This window comes from Franconibacter daqui (assembly GCF_014644275.1).
Taxonomy (GTDB): domain Bacteria; phylum Pseudomonadota; class Gammaproteobacteria; order Enterobacterales; family Enterobacteriaceae; genus Franconibacter; species Franconibacter pulveris.
In genome coordinates, this window is the sequence record NZ_BMKJ01000008.1 from 78,851 (window position 1) to 97,060 (window position 18,210).

General features: G+C 59.5%; 17 protein-coding genes. 4 read left to right on the forward strand and 13 right to left on the reverse strand.

The genetic code is table 11. The annotated features are described in order from the left end of the window. Positions 1–102: 102 nt before the first annotated feature. From actP to acs, 3 genes are all read right to left on the reverse strand, one after another. Positions 103–1,761 (reverse strand): cation/acetate symporter ActP, encoded by a 1,659-nt coding sequence (actP, locus tag IEX01_RS20010; protein WP_024557284.1) that lies wholly within the window; start codon positions 1,759–1,761, stop codon positions 103–105. Continuing rightward, complete coding sequence (locus tag IEX01_RS20015) at positions 1,758–2,069, reverse strand: DUF485 domain-containing protein (RefSeq protein WP_024557283.1); 312 nt, start codon at positions 2,067–2,069, stop codon at positions 1,758–1,760. Before IEX01_RS20015 ends, actP begins: the two co-directional genes overlap by 4 nt. 187 nt (positions 2,070–2,256) lie before the next feature. Beyond that, on the reverse strand, positions 2,257–4,215 hold the full coding sequence (acs, locus tag IEX01_RS20020) for an acetate--CoA ligase (protein ID WP_188724430.1): 1,959 nt from the start codon (positions 4,213–4,215) through the stop codon (positions 2,257–2,259). A gap of 426 nt (positions 4,216–4,641) precedes the next feature. Here acs and gltP point away from each other — a divergent pair, with 426 nt between their 5' ends. Both gltP and IEX01_RS20030 read left to right on the forward strand, forming a co-directional pair. Next, positions 4,642–5,955 carry a glutamate/aspartate:proton symporter GltP gene (gene gltP / locus IEX01_RS20025; RefSeq protein ID WP_024557281.1) on the forward strand — a complete coding sequence of 438 codons (1,314 nt, stop codon included), beginning with the start codon at positions 4,642–4,644 and terminating at the stop codon, positions 5,953–5,955. 143 nt (positions 5,956–6,098) lie between these two features. Beyond that, on the forward strand, positions 6,099–6,830 hold the full coding sequence (locus tag IEX01_RS20030; RefSeq protein ID WP_024559807.1) for a response regulator: 732 nt from the start codon (positions 6,099–6,101) through the stop codon (positions 6,828–6,830). 100 nt (positions 6,831–6,930) lie between these two features. Here IEX01_RS20030 and IEX01_RS20035 read toward each other — a convergent pair whose 3' ends face one another. The 6 genes from IEX01_RS20035 to IEX01_RS20060 all read right to left on the reverse strand — a co-directional run bounded on the left by IEX01_RS20035 (position 6,931) and on the right by IEX01_RS20060 (position 13,128). Then, positions 6,931–7,938, reverse strand: coding sequence for a carbohydrate kinase family protein (locus IEX01_RS20035; protein ID WP_188724431.1), 1,008 nt, complete (start codon positions 7,936–7,938; stop codon positions 6,931–6,933). Between the two features lie 9 nt (positions 7,939–7,947). Further along, positions 7,948–8,808, reverse strand: coding sequence for a ketose 1,6-bisphosphate aldolase (locus IEX01_RS20040; RefSeq protein ID WP_024557278.1), 861 nt, complete (start codon positions 8,806–8,808; stop codon positions 7,948–7,950). A 12-nt stretch (positions 8,809–8,820) separates the two neighbouring features. Next, a complete protein-coding gene (locus IEX01_RS20045; RefSeq protein WP_048887138.1) occupies positions 8,821–9,504 on the reverse strand; it encodes a D-lyxose/D-mannose isomerase in 684 nt (227 codons plus the stop codon). A 106-nt stretch (positions 9,505–9,610) separates the two neighbouring features. Then, complete coding sequence (locus IEX01_RS20050; RefSeq protein WP_024557276.1) at positions 9,611–10,555, reverse strand: ABC transporter substrate-binding protein; 945 nt, start codon at positions 10,553–10,555, stop codon at positions 9,611–9,613. Between the two features lie 31 nt (positions 10,556–10,586). Beyond that, positions 10,587–11,612, reverse strand: coding sequence for an ABC transporter permease subunit (locus IEX01_RS20055; RefSeq protein ID WP_024559809.1), 1,026 nt, complete (start codon positions 11,610–11,612; stop codon positions 10,587–10,589). Next, positions 11,605–13,128, reverse strand: a complete 1,524-nt coding sequence (locus tag IEX01_RS20060; protein WP_024557274.1) for a sugar ABC transporter ATP-binding protein — start codon at positions 13,126–13,128, stop codon at positions 11,605–11,607. Before IEX01_RS20060 ends, IEX01_RS20055 begins: the two co-directional genes overlap by 8 nt. Positions 13,129–13,311: 183 nt before the next feature. Here IEX01_RS20060 and IEX01_RS20065 point away from each other — a divergent pair, with 183 nt between their 5' ends. Further along, on the forward strand, positions 13,312–15,858 hold the full coding sequence (locus IEX01_RS20065) for an ATP-binding protein (protein ID WP_024559810.1): 2,547 nt from the start codon (positions 13,312–13,314) through the stop codon (positions 15,856–15,858). Positions 15,859–15,936: 78 nt separating this feature from the next. Next, the gene (gene yjdP, locus IEX01_RS20070) at positions 15,937–16,299 is read left to right on the forward strand and encodes a DDRRRQL repeat protein YjdP (protein WP_024559811.1); all 363 of its coding nucleotides are present in this window, start codon (positions 15,937–15,939) and stop codon (positions 16,297–16,299) included. 1 nt (position 16,300) lies between these two features. Here the strand turns inward: yjdP and IEX01_RS20075 are convergent, their stop codons facing one another. The 4 genes from IEX01_RS20075 to phnO all read right to left on the reverse strand — a co-directional run bounded on the left by IEX01_RS20075 (position 16,301) and on the right by phnO (position 18,179). Beyond that, positions 16,301–16,642 (reverse strand): low molecular weight protein tyrosine phosphatase family protein, encoded by a 342-nt coding sequence (locus IEX01_RS20075; protein WP_024557271.1) that lies wholly within the window; start codon positions 16,640–16,642, stop codon positions 16,301–16,303. Continuing rightward, positions 16,614–16,868: a hypothetical protein gene (locus IEX01_RS20080; protein ID WP_229701884.1), complete on the reverse strand. Its 255-nt coding sequence runs from the start codon at positions 16,866–16,868 to the stop codon at positions 16,614–16,616. Before IEX01_RS20080 ends, IEX01_RS20075 begins: the two co-directional genes overlap by 29 nt. A gap of 108 nt (positions 16,869–16,976) precedes the next feature. Next, entirely contained in the window at positions 16,977–17,735 is a 759-nt protein-coding gene (phnP, locus tag IEX01_RS20085) for a phosphonate metabolism protein PhnP (protein ID WP_024557269.1), read from the reverse strand. Between the two features lie 9 nt (positions 17,736–17,744). Further along, a complete protein-coding gene (gene phnO / locus IEX01_RS20090; RefSeq protein WP_024557268.1) occupies positions 17,745–18,179 on the reverse strand; it encodes an aminoalkylphosphonate N-acetyltransferase in 435 nt (144 codons plus the stop codon). Positions 18,180–18,210: the final 31 nt, after the last annotated feature.

Here is an 18,210-nt window from a genome sequence, read left to right on the forward strand (position 1 = left end):
GCGCGTTAGCCATAATGAATACATCTGTTTACTGTTATTGCTAAGGATGGGGGGCGAAGGGAAGGGAATATGCTCCCCGGCCAGAATGACCGGGGAGAGGGGTTAGTGGGCGCGGCCCTGCTCAATACCGAGACCGGTTTGCGAGCGGATGAACTGGGCGCGGAACTGCCCACGCTCAAGGTTGCCTTCCGCGCTGTTGTCGGTAACAGAGAAAATCCAGATGCCGACAAAGGCTATCAGAATAGAGAAGAGCGCCGGATATTCATACGGGAACACGGGCGCCGCGTGGCCGAGCACCTGGACCCAGACGGTCGGCCCCAGGATCATCAGCACGACCGCAGTCAGCAGCCCCAGCCAGCCGCCTATCATGGCGCCGCGGGTGGTCAGCTTCGACCAGTACATCGAAAGCAGAATGATAGGGAAGTTACAGCTGGCGGCAATCGAGAAGGCCAGCCCTACCATAAAGGCGATGTTCTGGTTCTCAAACAGGATGCCTAACAGAATGGCTATCACGCCCAGCACCAGCACGGTGATTTTCGACGCGCGCAGCTCTTCGCGCTCGGTGGCGCCTTTGCGGAACACGTTAGCGTACAGGTCATGCGAAACCGCCGAAGCGCCCGCCAGCGTCAGCCCGGCCACCACCGCAAGGATAGTGGCGAAGGCCACGGCGGAGATAAAGCCAAGGAACAGGTTGCCGCCCACCGCGTTCGCCAGATGCACCGCCGCCATATTGTTGCCGCCAATCAGCGCGCCGGTGGCGTCTTTAAACGCCGGGTTCGCGCCCACCAGCATGATGGCGCCGAAGCCGATGATAAAGGTCAGGATGTAGAAGTAACCCATAAAACCAGTGGCGTAGAAGACGCTTTTCCGCGCTTCGCGAGCGTCGCTGACGGTGAAAAAGCGCATCAGAATATGCGGCAGGCCCGCGGTGCCGAACATCAGGCCCAGGCCCAGCGAAAGGGCGGAGATGGGGTCTTTCACCAGCCCGCCGGGGCTCATGATGGCGCTGCCTTTCGGGTGTACCGCCATCGCCTCAGCGAAGAGATTATTAAAGCTAAAGCCGACATGCTTCATAACCATAAAGGCCATAAAGCTTGCGCCAAAGAGCAGCAGCACCGCCTTGATAATCTGCACCCAGGTGGTGGCGAGCATGCCGCCAAACAGCACGTACATCACCATCAGCACGCCCACCAGCACCACCGCGATGTGGTAGTTCAGGCCAAACAGCAATTGTATCAGCTTGCCCGCGCCCACCATCTGCGCAATGAGGTAAAGCGCCACCACCACCAGCGACCCGCAGGCGGAAAGCACGCGGATCGGGCCTTGCTTAAGGCGATACGAGGCGACGTCGGCAAAGGTATATTTGCCCAGGTTGCGCAAACGCTCGGCAATCAAAAACAGGATTATCGGCCAGCCCACGAGGAAGCCCAGCGAATAGATAAGCCCGTCATAGCCGGAGGTGAACACCAGCGCCGAAATACCGAGGAACGAGGCCGCCGACATATAGTCGCCCGCAATCGCGAGGCCGTTTTGCAGGCCGGTAATGTTGCCGCCGGCGGTGTAGTAATCGCTGCGCGTGCGGGTGCGTTTCGAAGCCCAGTACGTGATGCCAAGCGTAAACGCCACAAAGACGATAAACATGATTATCGCCTGCCAGTTAGTCGGCTGACGCTGCACCGCGCCGCTTAACGCATCAGCGGCGCGGCTTGCAAAGGGCAACATCAGGAGCGGCGCGCTAAGCGCTGTCAGGATACGCTTCATGCTTTCACCTCGCGCAGCACTTCCCGGTTCAGCCGGTCAAATTCGCCATTGGCGCGCCAGACATACACGCCGGTGAGAATAAAAGAGATAACAATCACGCCGACGCCAATCGGAATGCCGCGCGTAATGCTGCTGCCGGGCGAGAGCGGGGTGCCGAGCCAGCCGGGGGCGAAGGCGATAAGCAAAATAAAGCTGACGTAAATCACCAGTACGATTAACGACAGAATGCCGGCGAACCGCTGTCGTTTTTCCACCAGCTCCCTGAAGTGCGTATTGTCTTCTATCCTTTGATAAAGTTGTTCATTCATCACAGCATCTCCAGAAGTAATCCCCTTGGTCCTTCCTGCCGCATGTTCCGGCATGTCGGTCCTCCGCGCGTGGCGAGGAGGCGCTCGCTCGCCGCCTTCCTGCGACAGCAACTTCTTCAGGGAGGGCAAGGTACAGGTTGATAGTTATCTCCTCTCCCCGGTCGGGGAGAGGCGTTAAGGTAAGAGGTTATGACGGCATGGCGATGGACTGCTTCTCTTCGAGCAGTTTTTCCACCACGCCCGGGTCGGCAAGCGTAGAGGTATCGCCAAAGTTGCTGGTATCGCCTGCGGCAATCTTGCGCAAAATGCGGCGCATGATTTTGCCTGAGCGGGTTTTCGGCAGCGAGTCGGTCCAGTGCAGTACGTCCGGCGTGGCAAGCGGGCCTATCTCTTTACGCACCCAGTTACGCACCTCGGCATAAAGCTCGGGCGTCGGCTCTTCGCCATGGTTCAGCGTGACGTAGGCGTAAATCGCCTGGCCTTTGATGCTGTGCGGAATGCCCACCACCGCCGCTTCGGCGATTTTCGGATGCGAGACCAGCGCCGACTCAATCTCAGCGGTGCCGAGACGGTGGCCGGAGACGTTCAGCACGTCATCCACGCGGCCGGTTATCCAGTAATAGCCATCTTCATCGCGACGCGCGCCGTCGCCGCTGAAGTACATGTTCTTGAAGGTGGAAAAGTAGGTTTGCTCGAAACGCTCGTGGTCGCCGAACAGGGTGCGCGCCTGGCCTGGCCAGGAGTCGGTGATAACCAGGTTGCCCTCGGTCGCGCCCGAAAGCGGGTTGCCTTCGTTATCCACCAGCGCGGGTTTGACGCCGAAGAAAGGACGCGTGGCGGAACCTGCTTTCAGCTCAATGGCGCCGGGCAGCGGGGTTATCATAAAGCCGCCAGTTTCGGTCTGCCACCAGGTATCCATCACCGGGCATTTCTCGTTGCCTATCTTCTTCCAGTACCACTCCCAGGCTTCCGGGTTAATCGGCTCGCCTACCGACCCCAGAATGCGAAGCGATGAACGGTCGGTGCCGTCGATGGCTTTATCCCCTTCGGCCATGAGCGCGCGAATGGCGGTCGGCGCGGTGTAGAGGATGTTCACTTTATGCTTATCCACCACCTGTGCCATGCGGTTTGGCGCAGGCCAGTTCGGCACCCCTTCAAACATCAGCGTGGTGGCGCCGCAGGCGAGCGGGCCGTAGAGCAGGTAGCTGTGGCCGGTAACCCAGCCAATATCCGCGGTGCACCAGTAAATGTCGCCCGGATGGTAGTCGAAGACATATTTGAACGTGGTAGCCGCGTACACCAGGTAGCCGCCGGTGGTATGCAGCACTCCTTTCGGTTTGCCGGTCGAGCCGGAGGTGTAAAGAATAAAAAGCGGATCTTCAGCGTTCATTTCCACCGGCTGATGGTGGGCGCTGGCCTTTTCCACCCGCTCGTTCCACCAGAGGTCGCGCCCTTCCTGCCAGTCAATCTTGCCACCGGTGCGCTTGAGCACGATGACATGCTCAACGCTTGTCACGCCCGGGTTTTTCAGCGCGTCGTCGACGTTTTTCTTCAGCGGAATGGTGCGTCCTGCGCGAATGCCTTCATCGGCGGTGATAACCAGCCGTGAGCTTGAATCGATAATGCGTCCCGCCACCGCTTCCGGCGAAAAGCCGCCGAAAATCACTGAATGCACGGCGCCGATGCGCGCGCAGGCGAGCATTGCCACGGCGGCTTCCGGCACCATCGGCATATAAATGGCGACCACGTCGCCTTTTTTGATGCCGAGATCGGTGAGCGTATTGGCGAAGCGACACACGTCGCGATGCAGTTCCCGGTAGGTAATGGTTTTGCTCTGGCTGGCGTCATCGCCTTCCCAGATGATGGCGGTTCGATCGCCGTGGTCATGCAAATGTCTGTCGAGGCAGTTGGCCGCCAGATTCAGCGTGCCGTCTTCATACCATTTGATAGCGATATTGCCGGGCGCGAAAGAGGTGTTTTTTACCCGTTCGTAGGGCTTGATCCAGTCGAGGATTTTGCCCTGTTCGCCCCAGAAAGTGTCAGGATCGTGAACAGATTGCTGATAATAAGCTTCATACTGCTCCGGATTAATCAGGCAACGTTCCGCAATATTTGCGGGAATAGGGTGTTTATGAATTTGGCTCATGGCTTTTTTTCTCCTTGAAGATGTTAATGATATGTCACGCAAAAGTTAATTGTAGGGCCGCGGCCTGCTTTGTTTATTATTTGGGCGACAGATCACGCAAAGTTTTCTCTGTATGAAAATTCAGCAAACGAATCTTTGGAGGAAAATAATTCATAAGAATGATTATTTAACTGAGGTGATATTTTATGCTTTTAATAACAGTAGGTTATGCAAACAAACTGCCACAAACTCGGTGTTAATCGCGAATTTTCAGTGAATAAGACTGTTCTGGAAGGGTTGCGCAGCATGCCGTGCAAGTGGTACTGATTAAACGCGTTAAAAAACCCCACATCATCACCCAACGTTTGTCATACCCCTTTCAGTTTGTGACGTTCTCATACGGGCACGCATGGGAATGGCGCTTTTGATTCAGGAAGTGTAGTCGTTATGAAAAACAGTAAAGTCAGCCTGGCCTGGCAAATTCTGCTGGCCCTGGTGCTGGGTATTCTTCTGGGCAGTTTCCTTCACTATCAAACCGATAGCCGTGAATGGCTGGTGGCGAATCTGCTTTCTCCCGCCGGGGATATCTTTATCCACCTCATTAAAATGATCGTGGTGCCGATTGTTATCTCCACCCTGGTTGTCGGCATCGCCGGCGTAGGCGATGCGAAGCAGTTAGGACGCATCGGCGCCAAGACCATCATCTATTTTGAAATCATCACTACGGTTGCGATCGTGCTGGGCATTACGCTTGCGAACGTCTTCCAGCCAGGTAGCGGCATCGATATGTCGCAGCTCGCGGCAGTGGATATTTCAAAATATCAGCACACCACCGAAGAGGTGCAGAGTCATGCGCACGGGCTGATGGGCACTATCCTGTCGCTGGTGCCGACCAATATCTTCGCCTCTATGGCGAAGGGCGATATGCTGCCGATCATCTTCTTCTCGGTGCTGTTTGGCCTGGGCCTCTCTTCGCTGCCCGCGACGCACCGCGAACCGCTGGTGACCGTCTTCCGCTCGGTTTCCGAAACCATGTTTAAAGTCACTCATATGGTGATGCGCTATGCGCCGGTGGGGGTGTTTGCGCTTATCTCTGTGACGGTGGCGAACTTCGGTTTCGCTTCGCTGTGGCCGCTCGCGAAGCTGGTTATCCTGGTCTACGTCGCCATTCTGTTCTTCGCGCTGGTGGTGCTGGGCGCGGTGGCGAGAATGTGCGGGCTGCGCGTGTGGACGCTTATCCGCATTCTCAAAGATGAGCTGATTCTGGCTTACTCCACCGCCAGCTCCGAGAGCGTGCTGCCGCGCATCATCGAGAAGATGGAAGCCTACGGTGCGCCTGCTTCTATCACCAGCTTCGTGGTGCCGACCGGCTACTCGTTCAACCTCGACGGCTCTACGCTCTATCAGAGCATCGCGGCTATTTTTATCGCTCAGCTCTACGGCATCGATCTGTCGCTGGGGCAGGAGATAATCCTGGTGCTGACGCTGATGGTGACCTCCAAGGGCATCGCGGGCGTGCCGGGCGTCTCCTTCGTCGTGCTGCTGGCGACGCTTGGCAGCGTGGGCATTCCGCTGGAGGGCCTGGCATTTATTGCAGGCGTCGACCGCATCCTCGACATGGCGCGCACCGCGCTGAACGTGGTGGGCAACGCGCTGGCGGTACTGGTTATCGCCAAGTGGGAACATAAGTTCGACCGTAAAAAGTCGCTCGCCTACGAGCGTGAAGTGCTCGGCAAGTTTGATAAAACCGCCAGCCACTAACCGCATGCGAGTCCTTTCACACCCTGGCTCTCCTGCCTGTGACGCGGCTTACACTTCCCGCATCCGGCTGGAAGAATTCATCCTCACCGCCGCTGTCATCGCTCACACTCTTTGCAGGATAATGTTTCCCGGCGGAGAGAACGATGAAACCTGCCATCATGGTGGTGGACGACGACCCGGCGATTTGCGAACTGTTAAACGATGTTTTCAGCGAGCATGTTTTTGAGGTCTGTTTGTGTCACAACGGCGGCGATGCCCTGCGCCTTGCGCAGACAAGAACGGATATCGCGCTTATTTTGCTGGATATGATGCTGCCCGATATCAACGGGCTGCTGGTGCTGCAACAGCTTCAACGCCAGCGTCCTGCGCTGCCGGTGATTATGTTGACTGGCCTTGGCAGCGAATCGGACGTTGTCGTAGGGCTTGAAATGGGCGCCGATGATTACATCGCTAAACCTTTTAATCCTCGGGTCGTTGTGGCGCGCGTAAAAGCCGTGCTGCGCCGCACCGGCGTACTGCAAACCGAGTCGACGACGGCGCGAACCAGCGGCATGCATTTCAACGGCTGGTGTCTTGATACCGACCGCTGCCTGCTCATTAACCCGCAGCAACAGGCCGTGACGCTGACGCAGGGCGAGTATGGCCTGCTGCTGGCGCTGATGCAGAACGCAAGACGCGTGCTCAGCCGTGAGCGGTTGCTGGAGTTGACCCACAGCGAAAGCCTTGAGGTGTTCGATCGCACCATTGATGTGTTGGTGATGCGCCTGCGCCGCAAAATCGAGAGCAACCCGCATCAGCCTTCGCTCATTCGCACCATCCGCGGGCTGGGATATGTCTTTGCCGCCGACGTGACGCAAACCGAGCATGCGGCCTGAAACTGGGGGCGCTACATTCGCATCACCGTAGCGCGCCGGGTAGGGGCGCTATTGCTGGCGTACAGACCGGGCAACGCCAGGCAAGCAACGGCGCGCTGATTTAACCCGCCTCGCGCATAAACGTCGTTAATTCTTCCAGCGTTTTGGCGCCGTCAATGGCATTGGCGCAAAGTAAACTGGCGCGCGCGCAGGCATGGGCGAGTTTAATGCTTTCGGTAAGCGACCAGCGCTCGTGACAGCCGTAAAGCAGGCCCGCGCAAAAGGCGTCGCCCGCGCCGACGCTGCCGACAATTTCCGCTTTCGCCAGCTGCCAGGAGGGCACCCACACCCCTTCGCCGCCAGCCTCTATGCCCCATGCGCCTTCCGGGCAGTGGATAACCACCCGCTGGCGCACCCCTTCGGCCAGCAGGCGGCTGGCGGCCGTGGCGATATTTTCCGTATGCGGCGCGCCGTCGGGATGCCGTACCGGCAAGCCGCTGAACTCACCCGCTTCAAGCTCGTTGATGATGAGATAATCAAGCCAGCGCAGCGCAGGCATCACCAGCGGCTGATATCGCGGGTCGCCCTGGCGCGAGACCAGGTCGAGCGACGTTTCATACCCTTGCTGCTGCATTTGCGTCAGCAGCCTGGCGCTGCGCGTGCCGTACCTGTCGTCCGGCAGGTCGAGGCTGTCGAGCAGCAGCAGATAGCCGAGATGGAAAATCCGCATGGTGGGGTTGAGCCGGTCGAAGGCGGGCAGATCGAGCAGCCGGTTGGCGCCGGGTAAATGGAAAAAGGTACGTTGTCCATCCGGCGTGGTCATAACCTGCGACATTGACGTGGGCGCGAAGGCGGTACGACGCACATGCTGACGATTGATGTGATACTGCTCCAGCATCGCCATAATATAGTCGCCATCGACATCTTCCCCGGTCAGCCCCACCGCCTGAAGCGGCAGGCCCACGTGCAGTTTAGCGAGCGTCAGCAGCACGTTGAGCGGTGCGCCGCCGGTGGCGCGTTCGCTGTGGGTTATCTCCGCAAGCCAGCCCGGTTGCGGCCAGGCGTTAATCTGATGGACATGGTCGACCAGCATATTGCCCGCTGCGATAATGCCTCTGCGCTCGCTCATACCGCCTCCTCACGCTTTGCCGCTGCTGCCAAAGATGCGCATCTGTTGCGCCACGACGTCGGTAATCGCCTCCTCGATGCCAACCAGCAGCTCTGCGAATTCGTCATAAATCGCCCGGCGGTTCGTCATCCGCTGTTCTGTGGCGCCCAGCGCCGCCTGCGACATGCCGGTATAAAAGTTGATTTTGTGAATGCCAAGGCGGATGGCGTTGCGGAAATCGTCGTCGCTGATGCCGGAGCCGCCGTGCAACACCAGCGGCAGGCCGGTTTGCTGGCGAATGGCGGAAAGCCTGTCGAAATCAAGCTTCGGTTCGCCTTTATATTTGCCGTGCGCGTTGCCAATGGCGACGGCCAGCGCATCGATGCCGGTACGGTCGACAAAATCTCGCGCTATCGCCGGGTCAGTGAACTTCGCCTCATCCGCTTCGCCATAGAGCGCGCCGCCTTCATCGCCGCCCACCGCCCCCAGCTCCGCTTCTACCGAAACGCCCACCGCATGGCACATTTTCACCACCTCACGGGTCTGGCGGACGTTTTCTTCATACTCAAGCGCAGAGCCGTCAAACATCACCGAGCTAAAGCCAAGCCTTAGCGCCTGCACAACCGCCTCGAAGTGCAGCCCATGGTCGAGATTCAGCACCACAGGAAGAGTATGGCGCGCCGCCTCAAATTTCACCGCCTCCACCAGCGAGGGGAGGGAGAGATATTTAAAGTGCACCTCGGCGATGTTGATAATAAAAGGCGAATTTTCCTGGCGGGCGGCGGCGAACAGCGCGCGCAAGAAATGGCTGTCGAGCACGTTGAACGCGCCGAGCGCATAGCCGTGCTTGCGGGCGTGCGCCAGCCCGTCGGCGAGAGAAATCAGCGCCATTATCTTCTCCTGTTAGCGGTACGCGTCATATTCATTGCACAGCACGAGCTGCGCCGTTTCGTCTTCTTCTATGGTGTTAAAACGCTCAAGCGGCTTTAAGAAACGATTGTCATGGTCGTCATCGTTGACCGAAGAGACTTCGCCCACCAGCACGTCGCCAAACCCCGCCTCGCCCCAGAAGCTGTGATAAAGGCCTGGCGTCAGACAGATGCTTTCCCCTGGTGAAAGGCGCAACTGGCTGCCAGCGGCGTGCGTTTGCCTGCAACCGTCGATAACGACCGTTACGTCGCTGCCCGTGGTCTGCTCAAACTCGTCGCTGTTCCATAATTCGATGATTAAATTGCCGCCGCCGCGGTTGATAATGTCCTCGCGCTTGCGCCAGTGAAAATGCATCGGCGTTAACTGGCCGTCGCGGACATGCATGATCTTCTCGGCGTAACATTTGGCGTAAGGCGCGCCATCCGGCGAACCGTTGCGAAGCGTGAACAGGGTCAGCCCCTGGGCGGCGAAATCGTTGCCGCCGAAGGCAGTCACGTCCCAGCCCAGCTTCAAATCGAACACTTCTCTCCAGGCGCTGGCGTCGAGCTGCTGCCATTTCGCCGGGCTGAAGCTGGCGAAGGGCGGCAGATGCACGTCATGCCGGGAGAAGAACTGTCGCGTATGGCCGAGGATTTCATTAATTTCGGAGCGTTTCATGCTTTCTCCTCTCAGTTAAGAGATGAAGAGCTGCGATGCTTTTCCCACTGGGCTAACCCTCTCCCTGCGGCGGCGGGAGAGGGAATAAGAGGGCAGCCGTCGGGCTTTATTTCACCGTCCAGCCCTTGTAGTTGCCGACATTGTTTTTATCGATCATCGTCACCGGGATCAGCACCGGCTCTTTCGGCGCGGGCTTGCCCTGCAGGATGTCGTAACCAATCTCCACCGCTTTGGCGGCCATCACCTGCGGGTCCTGCGCGGGGGTGGCGACAAACAGCGAGTTGCCGCGCTTAAGCGCCTCTTCCGCATCCGGCGATCCATCCACGCCCACGATAAAGAACTCGTTGCGCTGCGCCTGCTTCGCCGCCAGATCCGCGCCGATCGCCGTCGGGTCGTTGATAGCGAACACGCCGTCGATTTTCGGGTTCGCCGCCAGCAGGGAGGTCATGACTTCAAGGCCGCCCTCACGGCTGCCTTTGGCATTCTGGTTCCAGGAAAGCACTTTGATATCCGGGTGCTTTTTGAATTCAGTCTGGCAACCTTCGACGCGGTTCTGCACGGCGGAAACCGGCGGGCCGTTGATTATCACCACATCACCTTTGCCTTTCAGACGGTCGGTAATGTACTTACAGGCCATCTCGCCCGCCTGGGTGTTGTTGGAGGTGATGGTGGCGTCCGCCCCTTCGGCGGCGACATCCACCGCCACCACCACAATGCCCGCGTCTTTCGCGCGCTTCACCGCCGGGCCGATGCCTTTGGAATCGGCGGCGTTGAGGATAATCATGTCCACTTTCGCGGCGATGAAGTTATCGATTTGCGAGACCTGCTGGCCGAGATCGTAGCCGCTGGAGACCAGCGTCACTTTGACGTTATCTCCCGCCAGCTTGCGCGCTTCCATCTCCGCCCCTTTGGTGATCTGTACGAAGAAGGGGTTGGCGAGGTCGCCCACGGTGACGCCAATCGACTTCAGCTCTTTTGCTGCCTGGGCGAACGGGCTGCTGGCAAGCAGCGCTCCGACGCACAGCGCGGTGACAAGAGGTTTCAAACGCATGCTGTTCTCCTCAGTTCGTAGGGTGTTGTTGTTATGCATTTTGATGGTGACGGGTACGGTATTTGTCTATCAGCACCGCAATGATGATCACCGCCCCTTTGATCACCAGTTGCCAGAAGTAAGAGACGCCCATCAGCGTCATGCCGTTGTTCAGGGTGGCGATAATCAGCGCGCCGACCAGCGTACCGGTGATGGTGCCGATGCCGCCGACAAAGCTGGTGCCGCCGAGTATGACCGCCGCGATGGCGTCCAGCTCATACCCCACGCCCAGGTTGCCGTTGGCGCTGTAAAGGCGCGAGGCGCTCATAAGCCCGCCAAGCCCGGAGAGCAGCCCGCTCATGCCATAGACGAAAAGCAGCACCAGCCAGACTTTAATACCGGTGAGGCGCGCGGCCTGCATGTTGCCGCCCACGGCATAGATATGCACGCCAAGCGTGGTGCGCCGCAGAATGAACCAGCAGACCGCGATGACCGCCAGCGCAATCACCACCAGCCAGGGAATAGGCCCAAGGTAGGCGTTGCCTATCCACTCAAAGCTGATGCTGGAGTTGATCACCGTGGTGCCGTCCGCCAGCAGGTAGGCGGCGCCGCGCAGCGCGGTATAGGTGCCAAGAGTGACGATGAAAGGCGGTAGCCCGGCGAAGGCCACCAGCGCGCCGTTGAACAGGCCCAGCGCAAGGCCAAGCAGCAGCGCTGCCGGAACGGAAAGCATGGAAAGCTCTGGCATCAGCGACACCACCATCGCCGCCACTGCCGTGGTGCCAAGAATAGAGCCGACGGAGAGATCGATGCCGCCCGTCAGGATGATGAAGGTCATGCCCGCCGCCAGCACGATGTTAATCGACGCCTGGCGGGTAATATTCAGCAGGTTGCTTTCGGTAAAGAAATTAGGCGCAATAAAACCAAATACCGCCACAATCAGCACCAGTATCGGCAGAATGCCGACCGTTTGCGTGAGATCGCTGAACAGCATTTTTTTCGCCGAGGCGGATTTAACCGCCTCTCTGGTGGTGGAATTCACGGAGGCGTCCTTTTGCGTGGGAGAGAGTTTAGTCATGTTGCACCGCCTGTTGATGGGCTTCGGTAACGCCGGTCGCCAGCGTCATTATCTTTTCCTGCGTGATGTCGTCGCCCGTCAGCTCGCCGGCGATGTGGCCTTCGCGCATGACATAAACGCGATCGCTCATGCCGACCACTTCCGGTAATTCGCTTGAGATCATCAGGATCGCCACCCCGCGGCGCGCCATCTGGTTCATGATCCGGTAGATCTCGCTTTTAGCGCCGACATCCACGCCGCGCGTGGGTTCGTCCAGGATCAGAATGCGCGGGCCGATAGCCACCCAGCGGGAGATAAGCAGCTTTTGCTGATTGCCGCCTGAAAGCCCGCCTGCGCGCACCTGGGCGTGCGGCACGCGAATATTCAGCGAGGCGATGGCCTCATCGGAAATGGTCTGCGCTTTTTTTCGGTCCAGCAGGCCGTAGCTGGCGTCGCGCTCAAGCGTCGCCATGGTAATGTTCTCCGCCGCCGCCATCTCCAGAAACAGCCCCTGTTCCTTGCGGTTTTCCGTCAGAAAACCGATGCCGTGGCCGATGGCTTCGCGCGGCGTATGAATCGTCACCGGCTGGCCGTCGATTTCGATACTTCCGCCTGTCGCCTTACGCACGCCGAAAATCAATTGCGCCAGCTCTGAGCGGCCCGCGCCCACCAGCCCAGCGAGGCCGACGATTTCGCCTGAGCGCACCACCAGGCTTGAGGGTTGCACCTTTTTGTCATCGGTCAGGTGATGCACGGCCAGGCGAGGATCGCCCTGGGGGATATCCCGCTCTTTGTTAAAGAGATCGCTTAGCGGGCGGCCCACCATCATGCGCACCAGCTCTTGAGCGTTGAGCTTGTCGCGCGTCAGGCTGCCGACATACTGCCCGTCGCGCAGCACGCTCACCCGGTCGGAAAGCTCATAAACTTCCGCCATGCGGTGGCTGATATAGATAATCGCCATTCCTTCATCCCGCAGCCGCATAATCAGCTCGAACAGACGCTGGGTTTCCCGCGAGGAGAGGGCGGCGGTGGGTTCGTCCATCACCAGCACCCGGCTGTTGCGGTGCAGCGCGCGGGCGATTTCCACCTGCTGCTGTTCGGCAATAGTGAGCTTCATGACCAGGTCGCTGGCTTTAAAGTGGGCGCCGAGGCGGTTAATCACGTTCTGCGCCTGCTGCACCATCTCTTTTCGCTGCACCAGCCCGCCGCGAGAAAGCTCGCTGCCAAGGAAAATGTTTTCCGCCACCGTAAGGTTAGGGGCGAGCTGCATCTCCTGGTAAATCAGCGTGATGCCCGCCGCCAGCGCATCTTTCGGCCCGCGGATCGGGTGCGGTTTGCCGTCGATAAAAATTTCGCCGCTGGTGGCGGTATACGCCCCGGCGAGAATTTTCATCAGCGTGCTTTTGCCGGCGCCGTTTTCGCCCATCAGGGCGTGGATCTCGCCGGGATAAACCGTCAGGCTGACGCCCTTCAGCGCGTAAAATTTGCCGAACGCTTTGGCAATGTCGCGCATTTCAAGGATAGGGGTTTGGCTCATGGCGCACTCCTGCGGAAAATCGTTACGCCACTCCACCACTCGCCGGTAAACAGAACATGTCAGCCGCCATTCATAATTGTCATAATGTTGAATAGTTAACCGCGATCACATTACCGCGACGACAGCGTTTCACTTTTACGCGGCTCGCCGATAGTGAGGGGAATTCACTGAGCGGAGCAGACCATGAGCACGAGCAGCCGTTTTTTCTCCAGCGCCCGCGGGCGGCTGCTTTTCTTCAACCTGCTGGTGGTGGCGGTAACGCTGATGGTGAGCGGCGTGGCGGTGTTCGGCTTTCGTCACGCCAGCCAGCTTCAGGAACAGGTGCAGCAGCAGACCTTAAGCGACATGGGCGGCAGCCTGGCGCTTGCGCGCGATACGGCGAACGTGGCGACGGCGGCGGTGCGTCTCTCAACGGTGGTGGGGGCGCTGGAGTACCAGAGCGAGGCGGCGCGCCTGAAGGCGACCCAGCAGGCGATGGAACAGTCGCTGCGCCAGCTGGCCGACGCGCCGCTGGCGCAGCTCGAGCCGCGGCTGGTCGCCAGCATTATTCGCCGCAGCCTTGAACTGCAAAGCAGCGTCACCGGCATGCTGCAACGCGGCCAGCGCCGCCATCTGGAACGCAACGCGCTGCTAAGCTCGCTCTACCAGAACCAGAGCTATCTGCGCCATCTTCAGTCTCTGAACGCGCCCGGCGCCGCGCAGCTAAACGAAATGGACCGGCTGATTGAGGCGGCGATACGCACCCCTTCGCCAAAAGCCACCATTACGCAGTTAAATGACGTCATGGCGGCGCTGCCCGCTCGCGCTAACGACCCGCTACAAAACGCTATCCTGCTGGACTTTAACCGCGAACTGCGCCGTCTGGCACCGCTTTCGCAGGCGCTGGAAGAGAGCGATCTGGCGATAAGCTGGCACATGTACCACATCAAGGCGCTGGTCGCCTTCCTTAACGCCGACATCAACCAGTACGTACAGCGAGTGGCGCAGGAGTCGCAGGCGCGCACGGCGCAAAGCCACCGCGAGCTGCGCTCCATCATTCTCTTTATTACCGCATTCGCCTTGCTGGCGCTGGTGATAACCGGCTTTGCGGGCTGGTATATCTACCGCAATCTGGGCACCAGCCTGGCGGCGATTTCTGGCGCGATGGCGCGGCTGGCGCGCGGCGAGCATGATGTCACGGTGCCCGCCCAGCAGCGGCGCGACGAGCTGGGCGAACTGGCGCGGGCGTTTAACGTCTTCGCCCGCAATACCGCTTCGCTGGAACACGCGTCACGGTTGCTTAAGGAGAAGAGCACTCAGCTTGAGACGACCTTCCACGCCATGCGCGACGGCTTTGCGCTCTTTGATAACCAGGGCGTGCTGGTGGTCTGGAACCCGCAATACCCGGTGCTGCTGGGGCTGGCGGCGGAGAATTTGCAGCGCGGCATGCATTACCAGGCGCTGCTGCGCCAGGTTGCGCCGCAGCAGCCTTTACAGCCGGACGATCTCTTACGTCCGCGCCCAAAGCCGCAGGAGTTCCGGCTGGCGGACGGGCGCATTATCGAACTGCGTTTCAGCCCGGTGCCGGGGCGCGGCATGGTTAACGTGGTGCTGGATCGCACTGAGCGTAAAGGGCTTGAAGAGGCGCTGGCGCACAGCCAGAAAATGAAAGCGGTAGGACAGCTGACCGGCGGGCTGGCGCACGATTTCAACAACCTGCTGGCGGTGATTATCGGCAGCCTTGAGCTCATTGCGCCAGGCACGCCGGATGCCCCACGCATCAATCGCGCCTTAAAAGCGGCGGAGCGCGGGGCGCAGCTCACGGCGCGGCTGCTGGCCTTTTCGCGCAAACAGTCGTTAAACCCCCGCTCGGTGGCGATGAAAACGCTGCTGGAAAACATTCAGGAGCTGATTCGTCACTCGCTGCCCGCTTCGATAACGCTTGAGATAGAAGCGCAGCAGCCGGCGTGGCCCGCCTGGATAGATGTTAACCAGCTGGAAAACGCGCTCATCAATCTGGTGATGAACGCCCGCGACGCGATGGAAGGGCGGGAAGGCGTCATTAAGCTGCGTACCTGGAACCAGCGCGTCACGCGTGGCGACGGGCGGCGGCAGGATATGGTGGCGCTGGAGGTTATCGACAGCGGCTGCGGCATGTCGGCGGAGGTAAAAGCGCAGGTCTTCGAGCCCTTTTTCACGACCAAGCCCACCGGCAGCGGCAGCGGGCTGGGGCTTTCTATGGTTTACGGTTTTGTGCGCCAGTCCGGCGGGCGGGTAGAAATTGAGAGCGCGCCGGGTCAGGGCACCACCGTGCGTTTGCAACTGCCGCGCGCGCCTGCGCAGGCGGTGGAGGATAACCGCATCGAAAGCGCCCAGCGCGCCTGGGGCGACGATCGACTGGCGCTGGTGCTGGAGGATGAGCCAGACGTTCGCCAGACGCTGTGCGAGCAACTTCACCAGCTCGGCTGGCTGACGCTGGAGGCGGGAAACGGCGAGGAGGCGAAGCAGATGCTCGACAACGTGCCCGACATCCATCTGTTTATCAGCGACCTGATGCTGCCGGGACGCTTCAGCGGGGCGGACGTGATGCATTACGCCCGCGAGCGTTATCCTCACCTGCAACTCCTGCTGATAAGCGGCCAGGATTTGCGCCCGGCTAACCCGCCCCGACTGCCCGACGTCGCGCTGCTGCGTAAGCCTTTCACCCGTGAGGCGCTGGCGCGGGCGCTGCGTGAGGGCGAGGTGAGATAACGATTTGAGAATCCTCCGCTTCAGAACGCGGCGGGGTTTTAGCAAAGTCACAGGCAGTCAACCGCTGAGACCGACGCTATGAACCGTTCTCTTCTCGCCCTGTTTTTTTGCGCGCTTTTGCCAGGCCAGATGGGCCTCGCTCGCGCTGATAACCTCGACAATATCCTTAATGACACGGTGAACTCGATATCACAGGCGATTAACGACGCTTATACGCCTGCCGACGAGCGCTACGACGACGACCGCCGCCGCAATGATGAAGACCGCCGGGACGACGAAGATTACCGCCGCAGCGATGAAGCGCGCCGCCAGTATGAGGATCGCCGCCGCCAGCTTGAAGACCGCCGTCGGCAGCTGGATGACCGCCAGCGCCAGCTGGATGACGATCGCCGTCAGCTTGAGCGCGAGGCGCGTCGTCTTGAAGAGGAGTATGACCGTTAATTTACGCTGAGCGAGAAGGGGATAACCCAAGCGCCGCAGGCACCGTTGCGTTCAGAATGTCGATAAGCTCGGCGGACATGAACAGATAATCGTCAGGAATATCGAGCACATGCAGCGGCTTATGCTCAATGAGCCGACGCCAGTCGGCGACAAGCCGCTGTTTGTGCTTTTGCTCCATCACGCAAATGACGTCGGCCCATTTGAGAAGCTCTGCCGTGACGACATTCCTGGCATGGCGGCTGGTGCCGGCGGAGCGGGCGCAAAGGCCCGGATAACGGCGGAACAGCTGTTCCGCCGTGGGGCTTCGCCATTGATTACGGCTGCAAATAAACAGGACATTCATTAACGAGGCTGTACTCTTCCAGGCCTTCGCGCGCAAGTTGCTTGTTGGTGATGCGCGGGTAGGACATTCCCAGTTGCGCCGCGCGGGCAAGCTTGCAGGAACGAAGATAAAGCATCTTCCACTGCTTTTCGCCGCGAAAACGCTGCAGGGCGGTGTGAACATCTCGGGACTGGTTGCGCTGCTTTTGGCTAAGCCGCCAGGCCCGCGTACGGGATTTTTCCATCATTTTCTCTCTGGTCAGATTTATCGGGTTCAGCAGCCGCGATAATACAGAGAGGCTAAGCGGGGGCCATTTTAACGCAGCGTGATGAGAAATCCCCCCCCCCCTTTTTTGTTAGTCCAGCGCTATCACCATGCCGTCGTAACCCGCCTCGAAGCCCGCAGGCAGCGGGTTGCGCATCATCCAGACGTCGAACTGGTGGCTGATGTGAGTCAACACCACGCGCGGGCAGCGGATCTGCTCGTTAAGCGCAATCACCGTATTAAGATCGCAATGGTTAGCCGGCGTCTGCGGGCGCGGTTCATGGCTGCAGTCGATGACCATCACGTCGGGGCGACTGGCCTGTAAAAACTTCAGTGATTTTTCCGGCAGCCCGGCGGTGTCGGAAAGCCAGGCCACGCGGCTGTGGGCGCTCTCCAGCAGGTAGCCGAACGTCAGTTTAGAGTGAATCAGCGGCACAGGCGTCACCTGTAGCCCCTGTAAATCAAAAACCACAAACGGCTCGACGGTATGGCTGAAATCCAGCACGCCGGGGTGTTTGAATATATCGTCGCAGCCTGCCTCATCGGGCGGGCCGTAGACCGGGATTTTCTCTCCCACGCCCCAGCGCAGCGTGAATAACCCCTGCACGTGATCCATGTGGTAATGGGTTAGCAGAAACTGGCGAAAGCCGCCCGGTTGCCAGCGCGCCATGATATCCGTCATGCCCGCATCGAGCAGCGTAACCGCCTCATTAAACTTCACTACCGCGCTACAGGGCTGACGGCGATGCTGGGGCTCGGCGTGCGCCCGCTCGCAGGCGGCGCAGCGGCAGCCCCAGACGGGCACCAGCTGCGCGCCGCCCGTCCCGGTCAGCGTTATCGTCAGGCTCATAGCGCCTCCTTACAGCGGTTTGGTGAAGCGAAAATGGCTCTGCGTGTAACCTTCGCGCTGATAAAAACGGTGCGCGTCCACACGCGTTACGTTGGTGGAAAGCTCCGTCATCTCCGCGCCCGCTTCCCTGGCCTGCGCTTCCGCCCAGGCGAGCAACTGGCTGCCCACGCCGAGGCCGCGCGCCTGCGGCATGACCACCAGCTCCTGAATTTCGCCAATCCAGTTCACATGGTGCAGATGAAACTGCAAATGCAAGCCAATCATGCCCACCACCTCGCCGTCGCGCTGCGCCAGCTGATAGCGCAGGTTCGGGTCGCTCAGATTGGCCGTAAAGCCGACGATAAACGCATGGCGATCAAAAGCATGCTGCTTTAATTCGCAAATCAGGGCGTAAACGGCGTCGCTGTCTTCCGTTGTCGCGCGGCGAAGTTCACAGACTGGCATAGCGGGCTCCTGGGAACGGGTTCTCGGACGG

Bases quoted from the DNA above. Each gene is read 5' to 3' on its own strand.
- actP (WP_024557284.1), bottom strand. From the start codon at position 1,761: ATGAAGCGTATCCTGACAGCGCTTAGCGCGCCGCTCCTGATGTTGCCC.
- IEX01_RS20015 (WP_024557283.1), bottom strand. From the start codon at position 2,069: ATGAATGAACAACTTTATCAAAGGATAGAAGACAATACGCACTTCAGG.
- acs (WP_188724430.1), bottom strand. From the start codon at position 4,215: ATGAGCCAAATTCATAAACACCCTATTCCCGCAAATATTGCGGAACGT.
- gltP (WP_024557281.1), top strand. From the start codon at position 4,642: ATGAAAAACAGTAAAGTCAGCCTGGCCTGGCAAATTCTGCTGGCCCTG.
- IEX01_RS20030 (WP_024559807.1), top strand. From the start codon at position 6,099: ATGAAACCTGCCATCATGGTGGTGGACGACGACCCGGCGATTTGCGAA.
- IEX01_RS20035 (WP_188724431.1), bottom strand. From the start codon at position 7,938: ATGAGCGAGCGCAGAGGCATTATCGCAGCGGGCAATATGCTGGTCGAC.
- IEX01_RS20040 (WP_024557278.1), bottom strand. From the start codon at position 8,808: ATGGCGCTGATTTCTCTCGCCGACGGGCTGGCGCACGCCCGCAAGCAC.
- IEX01_RS20045 (WP_048887138.1), bottom strand. From the start codon at position 9,504: ATGAAACGCTCCGAAATTAATGAAATCCTCGGCCATACGCGACAGTTC.
- IEX01_RS20050 (WP_024557276.1), bottom strand. From the start codon at position 10,555: ATGCGTTTGAAACCTCTTGTCACCGCGCTGTGCGTCGGAGCGCTGCTT.
- IEX01_RS20055 (WP_024559809.1), bottom strand. From the start codon at position 11,612: ATGACTAAACTCTCTCCCACGCAAAAGGACGCCTCCGTGAATTCCACC.
- IEX01_RS20060 (WP_024557274.1), bottom strand. From the start codon at position 13,128: ATGAGCCAAACCCCTATCCTTGAAATGCGCGACATTGCCAAAGCGTTC.
- IEX01_RS20065 (WP_024559810.1), top strand. From the start codon at position 13,312: ATGAGCACGAGCAGCCGTTTTTTCTCCAGCGCCCGCGGGCGGCTGCTT.
- yjdP (WP_024559811.1), top strand. From the start codon at position 15,937: ATGAACCGTTCTCTTCTCGCCCTGTTTTTTTGCGCGCTTTTGCCAGGC.
- IEX01_RS20075 (WP_024557271.1), bottom strand. From the start codon at position 16,642: ATGAATGTCCTGTTTATTTGCAGCCGTAATCAATGGCGAAGCCCCACG.
- IEX01_RS20080 (WP_229701884.1), bottom strand. From the start codon at position 16,868: ATGATGGAAAAATCCCGTACGCGGGCCTGGCGGCTTAGCCAAAAGCAG.
- phnP (WP_024557269.1), bottom strand. From the start codon at position 17,735: ATGAGCCTGACGATAACGCTGACCGGGACGGGCGGCGCGCAGCTGGTG.
- phnO (WP_024557268.1), bottom strand. From the start codon at position 18,179: ATGCCAGTCTGTGAACTTCGCCGCGCGACAACGGAAGACAGCGACGCC.